Source organism: Mesorhizobium sp. M0870 (genome assembly GCF_040319775.1).
GTDB lineage: Bacteria > Pseudomonadota > Alphaproteobacteria > Rhizobiales > Rhizobiaceae > Mesorhizobium.
In genome coordinates, this window is the sequence record NZ_JAMYOI010000001.1 from 295,570 (window position 1) to 310,776 (window position 15,207).

A 15,207-nucleotide genomic window follows, 5' to 3' on the forward strand; every position below is an offset into this window, starting at 1 on the left:
GAAGCACGGCGTCGCCAAACCAGCGAATGATCTACCGCCTCTTCTTCGGCTTCTCCAGCAGCGCCACTGCCTCGACATGCGGCGACCACAGGAACTGGTCGATCGGGGTGACGCTTTTCAAGGTGTAGCCACCGTCGAGCAGGATGCGCAAATCCCGCGCGAGCGTCACCGGATTGCAGGACACCGCCGCAACGTAGGGAACATCCGAGCGGGCGATCTGCTTCGACTGGTCCTCGGCGCCGGCGCGTGGCGGATCGAACACCAGGCCGTCGAACGCATTCAACTCCTTGAACGTCAGCGGCCGGCGGAACAGGTCGCGGCGTTCGCCCGTCACCCGCTTCAGGCCAGTGGCGAAACGCGATCCACGGTCGAGGGCCGAAAGGGCTGCCGCATCGCCCTCCACCGCATGGACTTCCGACTTCGCGGCCAGGCGCAGAGCAAAACTGCCGCAACCGGCGAAAAGATCCGCCACCTTCTTGGCACGCTTCAGATGCCCGCCGACGATATCGGCCATCGCCTGTTCGGCGGCCTCGGTTGCCTGCAGGAACGCGCCCGGGGGCAAGGCTACAGCGACGCTGCCGAACATGACCACCGGCTTCCTCGGCTCGATGATGATTTCGTCATCGATGGACAGCCTGGCAAAGCCCTGCGCCATGACGAAATTGGCAGCGATGCGGCGCTGATGCTCCCCCAGCTTGCCGGATTCATGAACCGCGACATCGAGACCCGAACCGGTCACGGTGACCGCCAGCCGGAACGATTTGGTGGTTGCGCAGACCAATTCGGCGAGCGCCTTCAACCGATCGAGCGAAGCGACGATCTCCGGCAGCGAGATCGGGCATTCCGATATGGCGATGATCTCTGGCGACAGATGGCGATGGAAGCCGAGCAGCATGCCTGTATCGGTGCGGCGGGCGGCAAGCACGACACGGCGGCGCGTCTGCGGCGCGCAGGCGACCAGGTCACCGATCTCGCAATCGATGCCTTTGCCCTTTAGGATGTGCGCCACCTTTTCGCGTTTCCACTGGCGATAGGCTTCGGCTTCGAAATGCTGGAGCGCGCAACCGCCGCATTCGGTGAAATGGTGGCAGGCGGGATCGATGCGCAGCGGCGATGATTCCAGCACCGCCATCAGCATGGCGCGATCCCTTTCGCGCGCGGCGGTAACCGTTTCACCGGGCAGTGTGAAGGGAATGAACAGATCCCCTGTCTCGGTCTCGGCGACACCGTCGCCCTGAGCGCCAAGTTTCCTGATGCTGAAGCGCGCGCTCATCGGTCCTTGATCCCACCGAGCAGGAATTCGCGATTGCCGTCGCCGCCCTCGATCGGCGACAAATGCAGGCCCAGCGAGCGCCAACCGGGAACGGAGTCCAGCCAATCCTGCAGCAGGCCGGCGACACGAGAGGCGTCGTAGGGATCTTTCAACAGACCACCCTTGCCGATCGCATCACGGCCCGCCTCGAATTGCGGCTTGACCAGAAACATGGCCTTGGCGCCAGCCTTCGCCAGACCAAGCGCCGGCGGCAGCGCCAGTTTCAGCGAGATGAAGCTGACGTCGGACACGATGAAATCCGGAATACGCCCGCTGAGATCGGCAACAGCGAGGTCGCGGGCGTTCAGTCCTTCGATCACCGTCACACGCGGGTCGCCGCCGATATCAGGATGCATCTGGCCATGACCGACATCGACCGCGGTGACATGGGCCACGCCGCGCTCGAGCAACACCTGGGTGAAGCCGCCGGTCGAGGCGCCGATGTCGAGCGCTTCACAGCCGGCAGGGTCGAGGCCGAAATGATCGAGCCCACCGATCAGCTTGAGTGCCGCGCGCGACACATAGCCTTGCGCCGGATCATCGATGGTAACAAGGCATTGCGGCAAAACGCTCAGGCCGGGCTTGCGCGCAATGACGCCGTCGACGGTCACCGTGCCACGCTCGACCGCGTCGCGGGCACGTGAGCGGCTGGCAAACAGCCCGCGCTGGACGAGCAGGTCGTCGAGCCGCTGGCGTGCGCTGGCTGGCAAAGGCGAATTCATCGGCCTTCATGGCGAAAGCCGACGACGATGGCAAGAGCGCCAGATGGAAGCATTTCGTCTCCCGTTCCATCGTCACACCCAGCATCTTGCACCGTGACGATGGTGAGGCGTTCCGTCCCGCCGACCATCCTTATGAATATCCATGCGTTACGCCCGTTGAGACGGATGACCGCCGAAGCATGGGGTCTCGCCGCCTGCGGATAAATACCAAACACCTAGAAAGCCTCATGATTTCTTAACCAATTTTCATCGCATTTGCTTGAGGACTTCAATGTTATGACCGCGACGACCGGAAAACCCGGATGGAGAGGCGGCAACCTTGGAAATGGCCAGCGATATCGTCTACAAGGTTCTTGACCGGATTTCCGGCGCCGGCCTGCTGGCGACCGGACTTCTGTTGCTGACTGCTTTGGTCAGCGCCCTGGTCGCCTACTGGCGCACGGTCGAGAAAAAGAGCTGGAAAGAGTTCTTCGAGTTCGCAGTCCCGCATGAGGTCATCACGCATCCCTCGGCGAAAGCCGACCTTTTGTTCTGGGTGACGCGGAAGGCGCTGATGCCATTCCTCATGCTGCCCGCCGGCGTCGTCTTCGTCAGCGCCGTCGGCTATGCGACGAACTGGTTGCTCTCCACGCTGCTGGCAATCCAGCCGCCCCTGATCAAAGGACCGGCAGGGCCGGTGACGGTGACGATCTTCACCATCACCATGCTGCTTGCCTACGACATTTCGTACTATCTCTATCACGTCGCCCAGCACCGCTACCCGGTGCTCTGGGAACTGCACAAGGTCCACCATTCGGCCGAGGTGATGGTCGGCATCACCAAGGATCGCGTCCACCCGCTCGACGAATTGATGAACCGGGCCTGGGACGGCGTCATTCCCGGCATCTGCTTCGGGATCTGGTCGCTGGTGTCGCTGAACCTCGTCGAGCTGACGGTCTTCGGCGTCAACGTCTACATCATACGCAACATCCTGATGATGGATTTCGTCAGGCACACGCATTTCAAGATCTCGTTTGGACCATTGAACAATCTGATCCTGTGTCCGCACTGGCATCAATTGCACCACAGCACCGACCCGCGCCACTACGACAAGAACTTCGGGCTGCTCTTCTCGTTTTGGGATCGGCTCTTCGGAACGCTATGCGTTCCCAGACCCGACGAGGACTTCAAGTTCGGTTTGATCGAACGCAACGTGCGCGACTACCAGTCGCTCGCAGGCCTCTATGTTCTGCCGCTGAAGCGGATGTGGCGGCAGATCGCCAGACATTTCCGCACCGACAAGCCCGAGCCACAGCAATCGCCGCAAGGGGGCAAGCCATGAACGGACCCGCCGTGTTCCGGATGCCGCGAACGCACCGGATCGAAATTGCGACGTCGTCAGCGCGACTGGCAGAAATCGCGCCCGCCTGGGCAGCGCTCTGGCAACGCGCCGGCGGCCTCGTTTTCCAGCATCCCGACTGGATCTCGGCCTGGTGGCACACCACACCGCATCAGGACCGCCGCGGTCTCAGGATCGGCATGGTCTGGAGCGGCGAGCGCCTCGAGGCCGTCATTGCGCTCGCGACCTTCTGGCGCTCGGGCATCCGTATGCTGGAGTGGGCGGCGAAAGATCACTGCGACTATGGCGATGTCCTGCTTGCTCCCGATGCCGAGCCACAGATCCTGCCGCAACTCTGGCAACATATCCTCGACGATGGCGGCTTCGATCTTGCCTACCTCAATCGTCTGTTGCCCGATGCCCGATTCCGGACCCTGCTCGGTCCCGCCGCCCCAGGCCAAGACAATATCTTGCAGCCAAGCCACCGCAGCGAGGTCAGCTATCGAGTTTCCGGCGCCGGGCAACGCGGCGCACAATGGTTTGAAAGCCAGTCGAAAAAAACCCGGCAAAACTATCGCCGTGGCTACAAATTCATGGAGGAAGGCGGCGCGCTGCGTTTCCGCCTGATGGACGCGCACGAAGCCCGCGAGCCGGTGCTGGAGCGCGTCGCGGCACTGAAGCGGGTATGGCTTGCAAAACACGGCCGCGTTTCGGACCTCTTCGACGAAGGTTCCCCCGCGCTGGCGGCACTCATATCCGTTCTGGCCAAGCTTGGATTGCTGCGCATCTTCGTGCTCGAACGCGAAGACGAGATCATCGCCATATCGATCAATTTCGAGCAGCATGGAACGATGATGGCTTTCGTCACCACCTATGATCCGGCCTTCGAACGGGCCTCGCCAGGCATGGTCTTGATGATGGATTACATCCAGTGGTCGTTTGACCGGGGCTTGACCACGATCGATTTTCTCTGCGGCGGCGAGGATTTCAAGCGCCGCTTTGCGACGCATTCGGTGACCTTGTCGTCGGTGGTGGGTGGACGAAACCTGCGCGGACGCCTAGCCGCCCTGGCAGACCGCGCCCGCCACGCGGCGCAATCCTGGCGCCCCGAGAAACCGGCGCAGCAAGCGGAGTTGGTTGCGGCGGAGTAGCATTGCCAGCGCCTTCTTAGATCACCCGCACAGCGGCAAGCACATTGAAACGATCGGGCAATCCCGATCAAGGCTTGCTGCTCTCCAGCTCAGAATACGCTTCGCGGAACCGGACGCTCGACGGCTGGAGACAACCCATCCTCACGCCCTCCTGAAGCTTGCTCGCGTGCAGGCTCGATGGCAACCGCAGGCGCGGAAACAGGGGCCGGCAGAACCACCAGTTGCGGCACCTGCTTGAATGAAAAGCCGCCGCGGATGTCGCCCATCTTGCCAGCGATGATGCCCATCGCCGCCTTTTCGAGGCTGCGATCATAGCGCGTTTCGGCTGTGGCCGGCGCGACGATGACGGCGCAAAGCGCTGCACCGCACAGAAGCGTTTTCATTGTTGTTGTCTCCCTGCCTGATCACGATCTAGCAGGGCGCCATTGAAAAACGGCCAACAGACACGGTAAGCAAAGCGCCAAACGTCAGCGTAAACAACGCGTTAAGATGGTTGGCCGGCAAACCGATTCAAGTCATTGAGACTTTGATTCAGGCGCGCTGGGCGTGGACTGTGTGCCCGAGTGCCACGAACACGGTGCGCACGATGCCGGCAGCATCGAGCCCGGCATCGGCATACATCTTTTCCGGCTTGGCGTGGTCGGTGAACGCGTCGGGCAGTACCAGCGGGCGCACCCTCAGGCCGCTTTCCAGTAGGCCTTCATGGGCGAGGAACTGCAGCACGTGGCTGGCGAAGCCGCCGACTGCGCCCTCCTCCACCGTCACCAGCACCTCATGCGAGCGGGCCAGCCGCCGGATCAGATCCTCGTCGAGCGGCTTGGCGAAACGGGCGTCGGCGACCGTCGTGGACAGCCCGGCAGCCCCTAGCTCCTCCGCGGCGATCAGGCAATCCTGCAGCCGCGTGCCGAAGGACAGCAATGCAACCTTGGTGCCCTCCTTGACGACGCGGCCCTTGCCGATTTCGAGAACCGAGCCGCGCTCCGGCATGTCGACGCCGACGCCGTTGCCGCGCGGATAGCGGAAGGCGATCGGGCCGTCATCATAGCTTGCCGCGGTGCGCACCATGTGGCGCAGCTCCGCCTCGTCGGCGGCGGCCATGACGACGAAACCCGGCAGTGTCGCCAGGAAGGTGGTGTCGAAGGCGCCGCAATGGGTGGCGCCATCGGCGCCGACGAAGCCGGCCCGGTCAATGGGAAAGCGCACCGGCAATTTCTGGATGGCGACGTCGTGGACGACCTGGTCGTAGGCGCGCTGCAGGAAGGTGGAATAGATGGCCGCGAACGGCTTGTAGCCTTCGGTGGCAAGGCCGGCGGCGAAGGTCACCGCGTGCTGTTCGGCGATGCCGACATCGAAGGTGCGCGACGGGAACGCTTCACCGAACAAATCGAGGCCGGTACCGCTCGGCATGGCTGCGGTGACGGCGACGATACGGTCGTCCTCGCGGCCCTCCTGGACCAGGCTTTCGGCGAACACCTTGGTGTAGGCCGGTGCGTTGGCTGGCGCCTTGGCCTGCGCGCCGGTGATGACGTCGAACTTGTTGACGCCGTGATATTTGTCGGCAGCGGCTTCGGCCGGCGCATAGCCCTTGCCCTTCTGGGTGACGACATGGATGAGCACCGGGCCTTCGCCATTGTCGCGGACGTTTTTCAGGACCGGGATCAGATGCTCCAGATTGTGGCCGTCGATCGGGCCGATGTGATAGAAGCCGAGTTCCTCGAACAGCGTGCCGCCGGTGACGTAGCCGCGTGCATGCTCGACTGCCCTTGTGATCGCACGATCCGCGCGCTTGCCGAGATAGGACGTCAGTTTCTTGCCGAAATCGCGCAGGCCGATATAGGCCTTGCCGGAGGCCAGCCGCGCCAGATAGGCGCTCATCGCGCCGGTCGGCGGCGCGATCGACATGTCGTTGTCGTTGAGAATGACGATCAGCCGTGCATCGAGCGCGCCGGCATTGTTCATCGCCTCATAGGCCATGCCGGCAGACATGGCGCCGTCGCCGATGACGGCAATGACGTTGTTGCGGCCGCCGGAGAGATCGCGGGCGGCGGCCATGCCGAGGCCGGCCGATATCGACGTCGAGGAGTGGGCGGCGCCAAAGGGATCGTACTCGCTCTCGGCGCGGCGGGTGAAGCCGGACAGACCGCTTTCCTGGCGCAGCGTGCGGATACGGTCGCGGCGGCCGGTCAGGATCTTGTGCGGATAGGCCTGGTGGCCGACATCCCAGATCAGCCGGTCGTCGGGGGTGTTGAAGACATAGTGCAGCGCCACTGTCAGCTCGACCACGCCAAGCCCTGCGCCCAGATGACCACCCGTGCGGGACACGGCGTCGACCAGCTCGGCGCGAAGCTCGGACGCCAATTGCGGCAGTTCACTTTCGGCAAGCGTGCGCAGGTCGGCCGGGATGCGGACCTTGTCGAGAAGCGGCGTATGCGGCGTTGCGTTCACGGTGCTCGGGCTTTCGGTTGATGGGCGAATAGGCCGCCGGCCGGCGAAAGTAAATGTGTGTCAGTGACGCGGATCAGGCCCTAGTCTTTTGTCTATGCATTTCGTTCTGCCACTTTTGGGTGACAGGGCATCAGCTTTCCGGCAGCGGAATAAACCGTTCCTCGTCTCCGGGAACGATGTCGAAGCGGCCCGTCTTCCATTCCTCTTTCGCCTGTTCGATGCGCTCCTTGGACGACGAGACGAAATTCCACCAGATGTAACGCTTCGAACCAAGAGAGGCGCCGCCGAACAGCATGAAATGCGCCCCGGTCTGCGACGACACGACGATCTCGTCACCGGGACGGAACACCAGCAGCCGTTCGGCTGGGAATACATCACCCGAAATTGAGACCTCGCCTTCCAGCGTATAGATGGCGCGTTCTTCCGCATCAGCAGGGATTTTCACGCTGGCGCCGGGCGCCAGGCGCAGGTCGGCGTAGAGCGTCTCCGTGTCGGCCCTGACCGGGGACCGCAGTCCCTGGAAATCGCCGATGATGAGGCGCCCGTTGACGCCTTCGGCTTCGATCTCGGGAAGCCGAAGCGCTGCGGTATTCTCGAAAACCGGTGCCACCTCTTCCTTGTCGTCCGGCAGCGCCAGCCATGTCTGCAGGCCGGATACCGACATCGGCGCGCCACGCAGTTCCTCCGGTGTACGCTCCGAATGGACGATGCCGCGGCCGGCGGTCATCAAATTCACGTCGCCGGGCTGAATGACCATTTCGGTGCCGAGTGAGTCGCGGTGCCGGATCTTGCCGTCGAACAGATAGGTGACCGTCGACAGGCCGATATGCGGATGCGGACGGACATCCAGTGCCTGACCGGCGCGCAGGACCGCGGGCCCCATGCGGTCGAAGAAGATGAAAGGCCCCACCAGCCGCCTTTTTGCCGTCGGCAGGGCACGGCGCACCTGAAAACCGCCGATATCCTTGGCGTTGGGTATGACCATCAATTCGATCTGATCGCTGGCGAAGGCATCGCCTGCCTCAGGGTCTTTCCCGGGGAAGAAGCTCATCGACTCTCCTTGTCGGTGGTCGAAGGCCGCCTGGCCGCATCAGGCAAAGCGGATCGCCGCCTTTGCCCGCAGCTTGGCCGCCACCTCTTCGCGATTACGCGGATGCTGGTGGGTTTCCAGGGAATCGAGCAGTTCGCGCGCCGAGGCGGCGATGGCTTCGACGGCATGGTCGAAGGCGTGCTGGTTCTGCTTCGAGGGTCGCGTGGTTCCGCTCAGCTTGCGGACGAACTGAAGAGCCGCGTCGCGCACCTCGTCATTGGTTGCCGGCGGATCAAAATTGAACAGGGTCTTGATGTTTCTGCACATCGCTTCCGTATCTCCTCTTGTCCTTGAGCTGTTTCAATCGGAACGAGTTATATCCTCGATCATGATCATGTCCAAAAACCGGTGAGGCGAGGCCATCGTTCGGACCGAGCCTCAATCCGCGTCGAGTGGCTCCGTTCCAACCGGCTTGCCGTCGCGCGACAGCCTGATCTTCTCGACCTTGTCCTCGGCGGCCTTCAGCAGCCGGTCGCAATGCGCCTTCAGCGCCTCACCACGCTCATAGATCTTGATCGACTGGTCGAGCGGCACGTCGCCACGCTCCAGATCATCGACGATCTTCTCCAGCGCATCGAGTGCCTGCTCGAAGCTCATCGCCTTGACGTCTTCGTTGGTCTCATCGGCCATCATTCATCCTTTCATCAGTCGCCCGACATGGGCGGCGACCGAAAATGCCAATCCCTGCAGATCGTAGCCGCCCTCGAGCAGGCTGACGAGCCGGTTGCCGCTGTGGCGTGCCGCGCGCTGCATCAGCTGGCCGGTCGCCCAGTCGAAATCATCCTCGGTCAGATTGATCTCGGCCAGCGGATCGCGGTGGTGCGCGTCGAACCCCGCCGAAATGATGATCAGGTCGGGCGCGAAATTGTCGAGCGCGGGCAGGACGCGCGACAGGAAGGCATCGCGAAACACTTCGCTGCCGGTCTGCGGCGCCAGCGGTGCGTTGACGATGTTGCCGGCGCCCGTTTCGGTCTTCGCTCCGGTGCCGGGATAAAGCGGCATCTGGTGTGTCGAGCAATAGAGCACCGACGGATCGTCCCAGAAAATATCCTGCGTGCCATTGCCGTGATGCACGTCCCAGTCGACGACGGCAACGCGCTCGACACCGTGTTTCTTCTGCGCATAACGCGCCGCGATCGCCGCCGTGTTGAACAGGCAAAAGCCCATCGCCGTGGTCTTTTCGGCATGATGGCCGGGCGGCCGGGCGGCGACGAAGACGTTGTCGGCGCGGCCCGAAAAGACATCATCGACGGCGGCGTTGGCGGCGCCGATCGCGGTGATCGCCGCTTGCCAGCTCTTCGGGCTGGCAGTGGTGTCGGCATCGATGCGGGCAATCCCCTCGTCGGGGATGGCGGCGCGCACGCGGGCGACGAAATCGGCGGGATGCGCGTAGAGGATGGTGGCCTCGTCGCCTTCCGGCGCCTGAATACGATCGAGCCCGGCAAAGGCTTCGTCGTCGAGCACGCGCTCGATGGCGCGTAAGCGGTCGGGCCGCTCGGGATGTCCGGGCGGCGTGAGATGCTCGAGGAAGATCGGATGGGTGTAGAGACGGGTGGTCATCGTCCTAATCTAGTGACCCGGATCGACAAAGGCCATGCACGGGCGGCCGATGACTGGGGAAAATCGCGACTGCGTCCATTCGCGTCGCCGCAGGCATTGGCCCCGCGGGCGCTTCGGCGTAAGGTCCCTGGTACTGCCTGGTGCCCGCCGCAAGCGGGAGAATCGGGAACACGGTTGAATTCCGTGGCGTGCCCAACGCTGTGAGGGGGACCGCGCCGGTAAATGCCACTGTCGATGACGGGAAGGCACCGGACGCGGGTTGATCCCGAGCCAGAAGACCGGCCTGGCAGGCATTGTCATCCGCGTGGTCAGGCGGATGGCATCAGAGCGACGTGCGTCTACTTGGACGCACAAAGTACGCTCTGTCAGTTTTGAATCTGCAATCGCAAGGGGACAAGCGATGCCGGAACACATGACCGCTGCCATTGACGATGGATTTGACCAGAATGCGCGCGATGCGGTCTACCGCGCCATGTTCACGCGGCGTGACGTGCGCAGCCATTTCCTGCCCACCGCGATCGATGACGACGTGCTGGCACGGCTGCTGCTTGCCGCCCATCACGCGCCATCGGTCGGCTTCATGCAGCCATGGAATTTCATTGTCATTCGCGATGTCAAACGACGGGCGGAGGTGCGCGACCTGTTCCTGGCCGCGCGAGAACAGGAACTGCCGGCGATCGAGGCGGAAAAACAGGCGCTGTACCGCAAGCTCAAGCTGGAAGGCATCTGCGAGAGCGCGCTCAACATCTGCATCACCTGCGACCGGCAGCGCTCGAAGGGTTCGCCGCTGGGACGCTGGCACAATCCGGAGATGGATCTCTACAGCACCGTCTGCGCGGTGCAGAATTTCTGGCTGGCCGCGCGTGCCGAGGGCGTTGGCGTCGGCTGGGTGAGCATCATCGAGGCTGAGGCGCTGAAGCGGCTGTTGGCCATTCCGGACCACGTAACGCCGATCGCCTATCTCTGCGTCGGCCGTGTTTCCGAGTTCGCTCCCAAACCGGACCTTGAAACGCATGGCTGGGGACGGCGGCTGCCGCTGCCGGAGCTGATCATGAGCGAGACCTTTTCCGGGCAAGGCGAGACACAGCTCAAATCCACCGTGGCGCGCCTCAACACCGTTTCTGCCTCACCAGACATCACCCGCCCAGCGGATCAGGGTGTGGCGCCGGCCGTACCCCAGCGCGAACCGCCGAAGGAGGCCAGCGCCTTGTCCTTGAGCTCTCTGAACTTCGACGACGCCTCGGCCAGCCGGGCGTCCCAGGCGGGATCCGGCACCTGGCCCGCAATGGTCTTGAAATAGACCTGCATCAAGCAGGCGATGGCGAAGGGTTCAATGAACGCCGCCTTGAATGCCCAGGCGAAGACGATGGCGAGCACAAAAGCCCAGCCGGCGAGCTGACCAGGCATCAGGAACAGAATTGCGCCAGCAGGCGCCAGCATCATCAGAAAGATGATGAATGACACGCCCCACATGATGACCGCCAGCCAGACGGCGTTCTTGACCATGACCTTGCCGTTCTGGGCATACAGCACGACGCCTTGGCGCGCCGTCTCGAACGGCGAGGCTGAATTGATGCGGATGTTGTAGCCGAGGATGATCTCGTCCACATAGGTCAGCGACAGGCGGATCACGGTGTTGATGAAGGAGACCAGGCCGCTCAGGCCCGGTATCGGCAGGAAGGCGGCGATACCGCCGAGCAGGCTGGTGATGGCGCGGATGGCACCCTTGACGAGTTGGTCGACGACGAAAAGGGTGTTGGCCTCGGCAAAACGCTGGGTCACGATATCCCTGGCGTAGGCGATCTGGTCCTGACCGCCGGGAATGTCGCGGCCGTCGATCAGATGAACCATGACGGCGATGTGGCCGGCCTTGACGATGTAGAGGATGTATTCGCGGATCCAGTAGACCGCGATCGAGACGATGCCAAACCCGACCACGCCGCCCCACAGGGCAAAGGACATGGGCCCGTCGGGATCGGTGGAGATATGGCCGACGCCATAGCCGACCGAGGCACCGGTGCCGGTCGCCATGATGTAGGCCAGTGTGATGCCGAAATAGACGATCATGCGAAAGACGATGAACGGCCAGGTCCGCATCATGATGGACACCGACCGGCCGATCTCGAAATCCCACATGTGCCCCGAATCTCCGCCTCAGAGATGGTGGAAGAGGATGGGCTCAACCCGGCGATTGTCAATTGCCGGCCTTGACGCCGAAGGGCAACGAATTCGGGCTGACGGTTTTCTTTCGGAGCCTTTCGCCGGCGCGCGGCTGACGGAGCATCAAACGAAAAACCCGCCTGTGCGGCGGGTCACTGGCGCAAATCAGCACCATGGACGAATATATACCTTAGCTGAGGTCACCGAGTCAAGAAAAAATTCCTATCGGGAACAGCTGCCGGGCACGAAAGCTCCGGTGGGAACTTCAATTCGACTGCGGGTCCGGCTTCTTGAGCAGGCCTTCGAGCAGTTGCTTGAACGCCGTCACCACCTTCTTCGACGTCGCTTCGGGGTCGCTCGAATTGGCGATCCGTTGCGCTGCCTGGCTGCTCGCTCCGTTGATCAATCGCGAGGCCGTCTCGGGGTCGAGGCTGGAGACAACGACCCCCTCCTCCTGCAGCGCGGTCAGATGGTCGGTCATTGAAGCGATGCACGCACTGCAATTCGGCCATTGCGCTGGATCCCCCAGCACGGCCGGGCCATCCCGGAACATGATGCGCTGGATTTCCGGCTCCAGCGCCATCTCGATATAGGTCGAGCATTCGTCGACGAAATGTTGCCAACGGGTCGGCGCTCTCGACGCGACCTCATTGATGCGCGCCGCCATCTCGCCGTCAATCTGGGCTATGACCGCCTGCAACAGCCCCTTCTTGTCGCCGAAATGATGATAGAGCGCACCGCGCGTCAGCCCGGCCGAAGCGGTGAAATCATCCATCGAGGCTTCCGCATAGCCTGTTGTGCCGAAGGCATGACGGGCCGCCGCAATAAGCTTTGCGCGCGTCTCGGCGATCATCTCCTTGCGGGGTTTGTGCATGTGTCCTGGACCTATTCACATACGCTTCGTATGCTAATTGACATACGCGGCGTATGCTCTATCTAATAATCATACGCTCCGTATGTAATTGTCCAATCGTCCTTTGTCGAGGAACCAACCGATGCAAAATCCCTATGCGGAAATCTTTCGTGCCCCCGGCGCCAAGGGCTTTGCGGCCGCCGGCTTCCTAGCGCGCCTGCCGATCGCCATGGCGCCCATCGGCATCGTGGCGATGCTGTCGCAGGCGCGCGGCGAATACTGGCTGGCTGGAGCCGTCTCGGCGACATACGCGCTGGCCAACGCCTTCGTCGCGCCGCAAATATCGAGACTGGTGGACCGCCTGGGCCAGACACGAATCGTCGTGCCCACCACTATCATCGCGGTGCTGGCTTTCGCCGTCCTCATAGCGGCGGCCAACCAGGACTGGCCGGTGTGGACGCTGTTCGTGTCGGCACTCCTGGCCGCCGCCATGCCAAGCATACCTGCGATGGTGCGGGCGCGCTGGACAGAGATTTTCCGAGGACGACCGCAGATGAACACCGCATTCGCCTTCGAGTCCGTGGCCGATGAACTGGTCTATATCGCCGGGGCATCGTTATCGGTCGGCCTGAGTGCCGCCCTATTCCCGGAAGCCGGCGTTCTGGTGAGCACATTATTTCTCGCATTCGGATCAGCGGCCTTCATCCTGCAACGCTCGACCGAGCCCCAGGTGCGGCCGGTCGACCATAACTCAAGCGGCTCGGCGATCCGCCTGCGGCCGGTTCAGATCATCACGCTTGCCCTGATCTTCGTCGGCGCAACCTTCGCGACGACGGAAGTGACCACCGTGGCGATCACCAAGGAGCTTGGCCAACCCGGCGCCGCCAGCCTTGTCATCGGCGTTTATGCGCTGGGATCGTTCGTGCTCGGCATCATCGTCGGCGCGCTCAGCCTGAAGGCGCCGCTGCAACGCCAGCTCGCCATCGCAGTCGCCCTCGTCGCGCTCGGCACGCTGTTGCCGCTCGCCGCCGACACCGTGCCGCTGCTGGCGCTGACCGTGTTCATCAGCGGTGTGGCGATCTCGCCGACCTTCATCACGGCCTTCGGCCTGATCGAGCGGCATGTGCCGGAAGCGATGCTGACCGAAGGCATCACCTGGGTCATGACCGGCATCGGCATCGGCATGGCGCTGGGCTCGTTCGCGGCCGGCGCGGTGGTGGATGCGTTCGGTGCACCGAACGGGTTCTGGGTGTCGGTGGCTTCAGGCACGATCGCGCTGGCCACGGTGCTGCTTGGCCAACGCAGCCTTGCCACGACTGAGTGCGAGATGGACGTATGTGAAGCGGCCGCGATTGCCGCGGAATAATCAGATAGCGCCCGGTTTCGAGCCGGGCGCTAGCTGCCTAGAGGATCTCGGTCTTGGCGATGTGGATGCCAAAACCTTCGAGGCCGACATAGTGGCGTTCGCGCGAGGCGATCAGGTTGATCGAGGAGATGCCGAGATCCTTGAGGATCTGCGCGCCGAGCCCGATCTCGCGCCACTCGTTTTCGCGGCGGCGAGCCTCTTCGTGATCCTCGCGGTCGCCGCTGGCCGGCCGTTTGCGTTCCTGATGCGCAACGCCGACGGAGCCTTCTCTGAGATAGACGATGACGCCGCGCCTGCGCTCACCCATCGCCTTCATGATGGCGTCGAGCCGGTGGCTGGTGCCGAAGACATCGGTCACCACATCCTCGGAATGCAGACGCACCGGGACCTCCTCGCCGTCGCGGATGTCGCCGAAGACTATCGCGACGTGATGCATGGAGTCCCACGGCAGCGTGTAAGTGAAGACCTGTGCCTTGCCGCCGAGCGTGTCGATTTCCGAGCACGCGACGCGTTCGACCAGAGTTTCCTTGCGCTGCCGGTAGGCGATGAGGTCGGCGACCGAAACCTGCTTCAGCCCATGCTCCTCGGCGAAAGCCTGCACCTGAGGGCCGCGCTTGACGGTGCCGTCATCATTGACCAGCTCGGAAATGACGCCGACCGGCGGCAGGCCGGCGAGCTTGCACAGGTCGACCGCGGCTTCGGTATGGCCGGAGCGCATCAGCACGCCGCCTTCGCGCGCAATCAAAGGGAAGATGTGGCCGGGCCGGACGAAATCCGAGCCACCGACATTGCCGTTGGCAAGATTGCGAACGGTCAAAGTGCGATCTTCGGCCGAGATGCCCGTGGTGGTGCCATGCTTGAAATCGACGCTGACGGTGAAAGCCGTGGTGTGGGCGGAATCGTTGTCGGCGACCATCGGCGCAAGGTTAAGCCGCTTGGCTTCTTCGCGCGGCATCGGCGTGCAGACGATGCCGGACGTGTGGCGAACGATGAACGCCATTTTTTCGGGCGTGCAGTGGACGGCGGCGACGATCAGGTCGCCCTCGTTCTCGCGCCCGTCATCATCCATGACGACGACGATCTCGCCGCGTTCGAAAGCACGCAGGGCTTCGACGATTTTTTTCTGGTCGTAAGGCATGGGTACTCGCTTCGCTCGCAGGGGAATAAGGGAGTAGGGCAGTACGGGAGTAGGGAAAAGCAAAAAGATTTGGCCGGCCGGACTAAGAGCGC

14 protein-coding genes, 1 pseudogene and 1 riboswitch are annotated in these 15,207 nt (G+C 62.9%); of the genes and pseudogenes, 4 read left to right on the forward strand and 11 right to left on the reverse strand.

What is annotated here, in order from left to right:
- Positions 1-31 precede the first annotated feature (31 nt).
- Complete coding sequence (locus NKH97_RS01390; protein ID WP_023808615.1) at positions 32-1,273, reverse strand: class I SAM-dependent RNA methyltransferase; 1,242 nt, start codon at positions 1,271-1,273, stop codon at positions 32-34.
- The gene (locus tag NKH97_RS01395; protein WP_352795250.1) at positions 1,270-2,034 is read right to left on the reverse strand and encodes a TlyA family RNA methyltransferase; all 765 of its coding nucleotides are present in this window, start codon (positions 2,032-2,034) and stop codon (positions 1,270-1,272) included. Before NKH97_RS01395 ends, NKH97_RS01390 begins: the two co-directional genes overlap by 4 nt.
- A gap of 325 nt (positions 2,035-2,359) precedes the next feature.
- Between NKH97_RS01395 and NKH97_RS01400 the strand changes: the two genes are divergently transcribed.
- Positions 2,360-3,355: a sterol desaturase family protein gene (locus NKH97_RS01400; RefSeq protein WP_023808618.1), complete on the forward strand. Its 996-nt coding sequence runs from the start codon at positions 2,360-2,362 to the stop codon at positions 3,353-3,355.
- Positions 3,352-4,503: a GNAT family N-acetyltransferase gene (locus tag NKH97_RS01405; protein ID WP_023808619.1), complete on the forward strand. Its 1,152-nt coding sequence runs from the start codon at positions 3,352-3,354 to the stop codon at positions 4,501-4,503. Before NKH97_RS01400 ends, NKH97_RS01405 begins: the two co-directional genes overlap by 4 nt.
- Positions 4,504-4,592: 89 nt before the next feature.
- On the opposite strand, the gene NKH97_RS01410 is transcribed toward NKH97_RS01405, so the two are convergent.
- The 6 genes from NKH97_RS01410 to NKH97_RS01435 form a co-directional block, all read right to left on the reverse strand.
- Complete coding sequence (locus tag NKH97_RS01410) at positions 4,593-4,886, reverse strand: hypothetical protein (RefSeq protein WP_023808620.1); 294 nt, start codon at positions 4,884-4,886, stop codon at positions 4,593-4,595.
- A 148-nt stretch (positions 4,887-5,034) separates the two neighbouring features.
- Positions 5,035-6,948, reverse strand: coding sequence for a 1-deoxy-D-xylulose-5-phosphate synthase (gene dxs / locus NKH97_RS01415; protein WP_352795251.1), 1,914 nt, complete (start codon positions 6,946-6,948; stop codon positions 5,035-5,037).
- 130 nt (positions 6,949-7,078) lie between these two features.
- Entirely contained in the window at positions 7,079-7,999 is a 921-nt protein-coding gene (locus NKH97_RS01420; RefSeq protein ID WP_352795252.1) for a pirin family protein, read from the reverse strand.
- 39 nt (positions 8,000-8,038) lie between these two features.
- A complete protein-coding gene (locus NKH97_RS01425; protein WP_027035955.1) occupies positions 8,039-8,305 on the reverse strand; it encodes a DUF2277 domain-containing protein in 267 nt (88 codons plus the stop codon).
- Between the two features lie 111 nt (positions 8,306-8,416).
- Positions 8,417-8,668, reverse strand: coding sequence for an exodeoxyribonuclease VII small subunit (locus tag NKH97_RS01430; RefSeq protein ID WP_127268720.1), 252 nt, complete (start codon positions 8,666-8,668; stop codon positions 8,417-8,419).
- Positions 8,669-8,671: 3 nt separating this feature from the next.
- Positions 8,672-9,598: a histone deacetylase family protein gene (locus NKH97_RS01435; protein ID WP_127290880.1), complete on the reverse strand. Its 927-nt coding sequence runs from the start codon at positions 9,596-9,598 to the stop codon at positions 8,672-8,674.
- Positions 9,599-9,719: 121 nt separating this feature from the next.
- Positions 9,720-9,899: riboswitch (cobalamin riboswitch) on the forward strand.
- A 111-nt stretch (positions 9,900-10,010) separates the two neighbouring features.
- Here NKH97_RS01435 and bluB point away from each other — a divergent pair.
- Positions 10,011-10,628 (forward strand): annotated as a pseudogene (gene bluB, locus NKH97_RS01440) (5,6-dimethylbenzimidazole synthase); the annotation flags it as partial.
- A gap of 122 nt (positions 10,629-10,750) precedes the next feature.
- Here the strand turns inward: bluB and NKH97_RS01445 are convergent.
- Positions 10,751-11,734, reverse strand: a complete 984-nt coding sequence (locus NKH97_RS01445; RefSeq protein WP_245486021.1) for a hypothetical protein — start codon at positions 11,732-11,734, stop codon at positions 10,751-10,753.
- Between the two features lie 289 nt (positions 11,735-12,023).
- On the reverse strand, positions 12,024-12,632 hold the full coding sequence (locus NKH97_RS01450; RefSeq protein WP_027035960.1) for a TetR/AcrR family transcriptional regulator: 609 nt from the start codon (positions 12,630-12,632) through the stop codon (positions 12,024-12,026).
- A 121-nt stretch (positions 12,633-12,753) separates the two neighbouring features.
- On the opposite strand from NKH97_RS01450, the gene NKH97_RS01455 reads away from it, so the two are divergent.
- A complete protein-coding gene (locus tag NKH97_RS01455; RefSeq protein WP_128302485.1) occupies positions 12,754-13,977 on the forward strand; it encodes an MFS transporter in 1,224 nt (407 codons plus the stop codon).
- 37 nt (positions 13,978-14,014) lie between these two features.
- Here the strand turns inward: NKH97_RS01455 and ribB are convergent, their stop codons facing one another.
- On the reverse strand, positions 14,015-15,115 hold the full coding sequence (gene ribB / locus NKH97_RS01460) for a 3,4-dihydroxy-2-butanone-4-phosphate synthase (protein ID WP_127268178.1): 1,101 nt from the start codon (positions 15,113-15,115) through the stop codon (positions 14,015-14,017).
- Positions 15,116-15,207 lie beyond the last annotated feature (92 nt).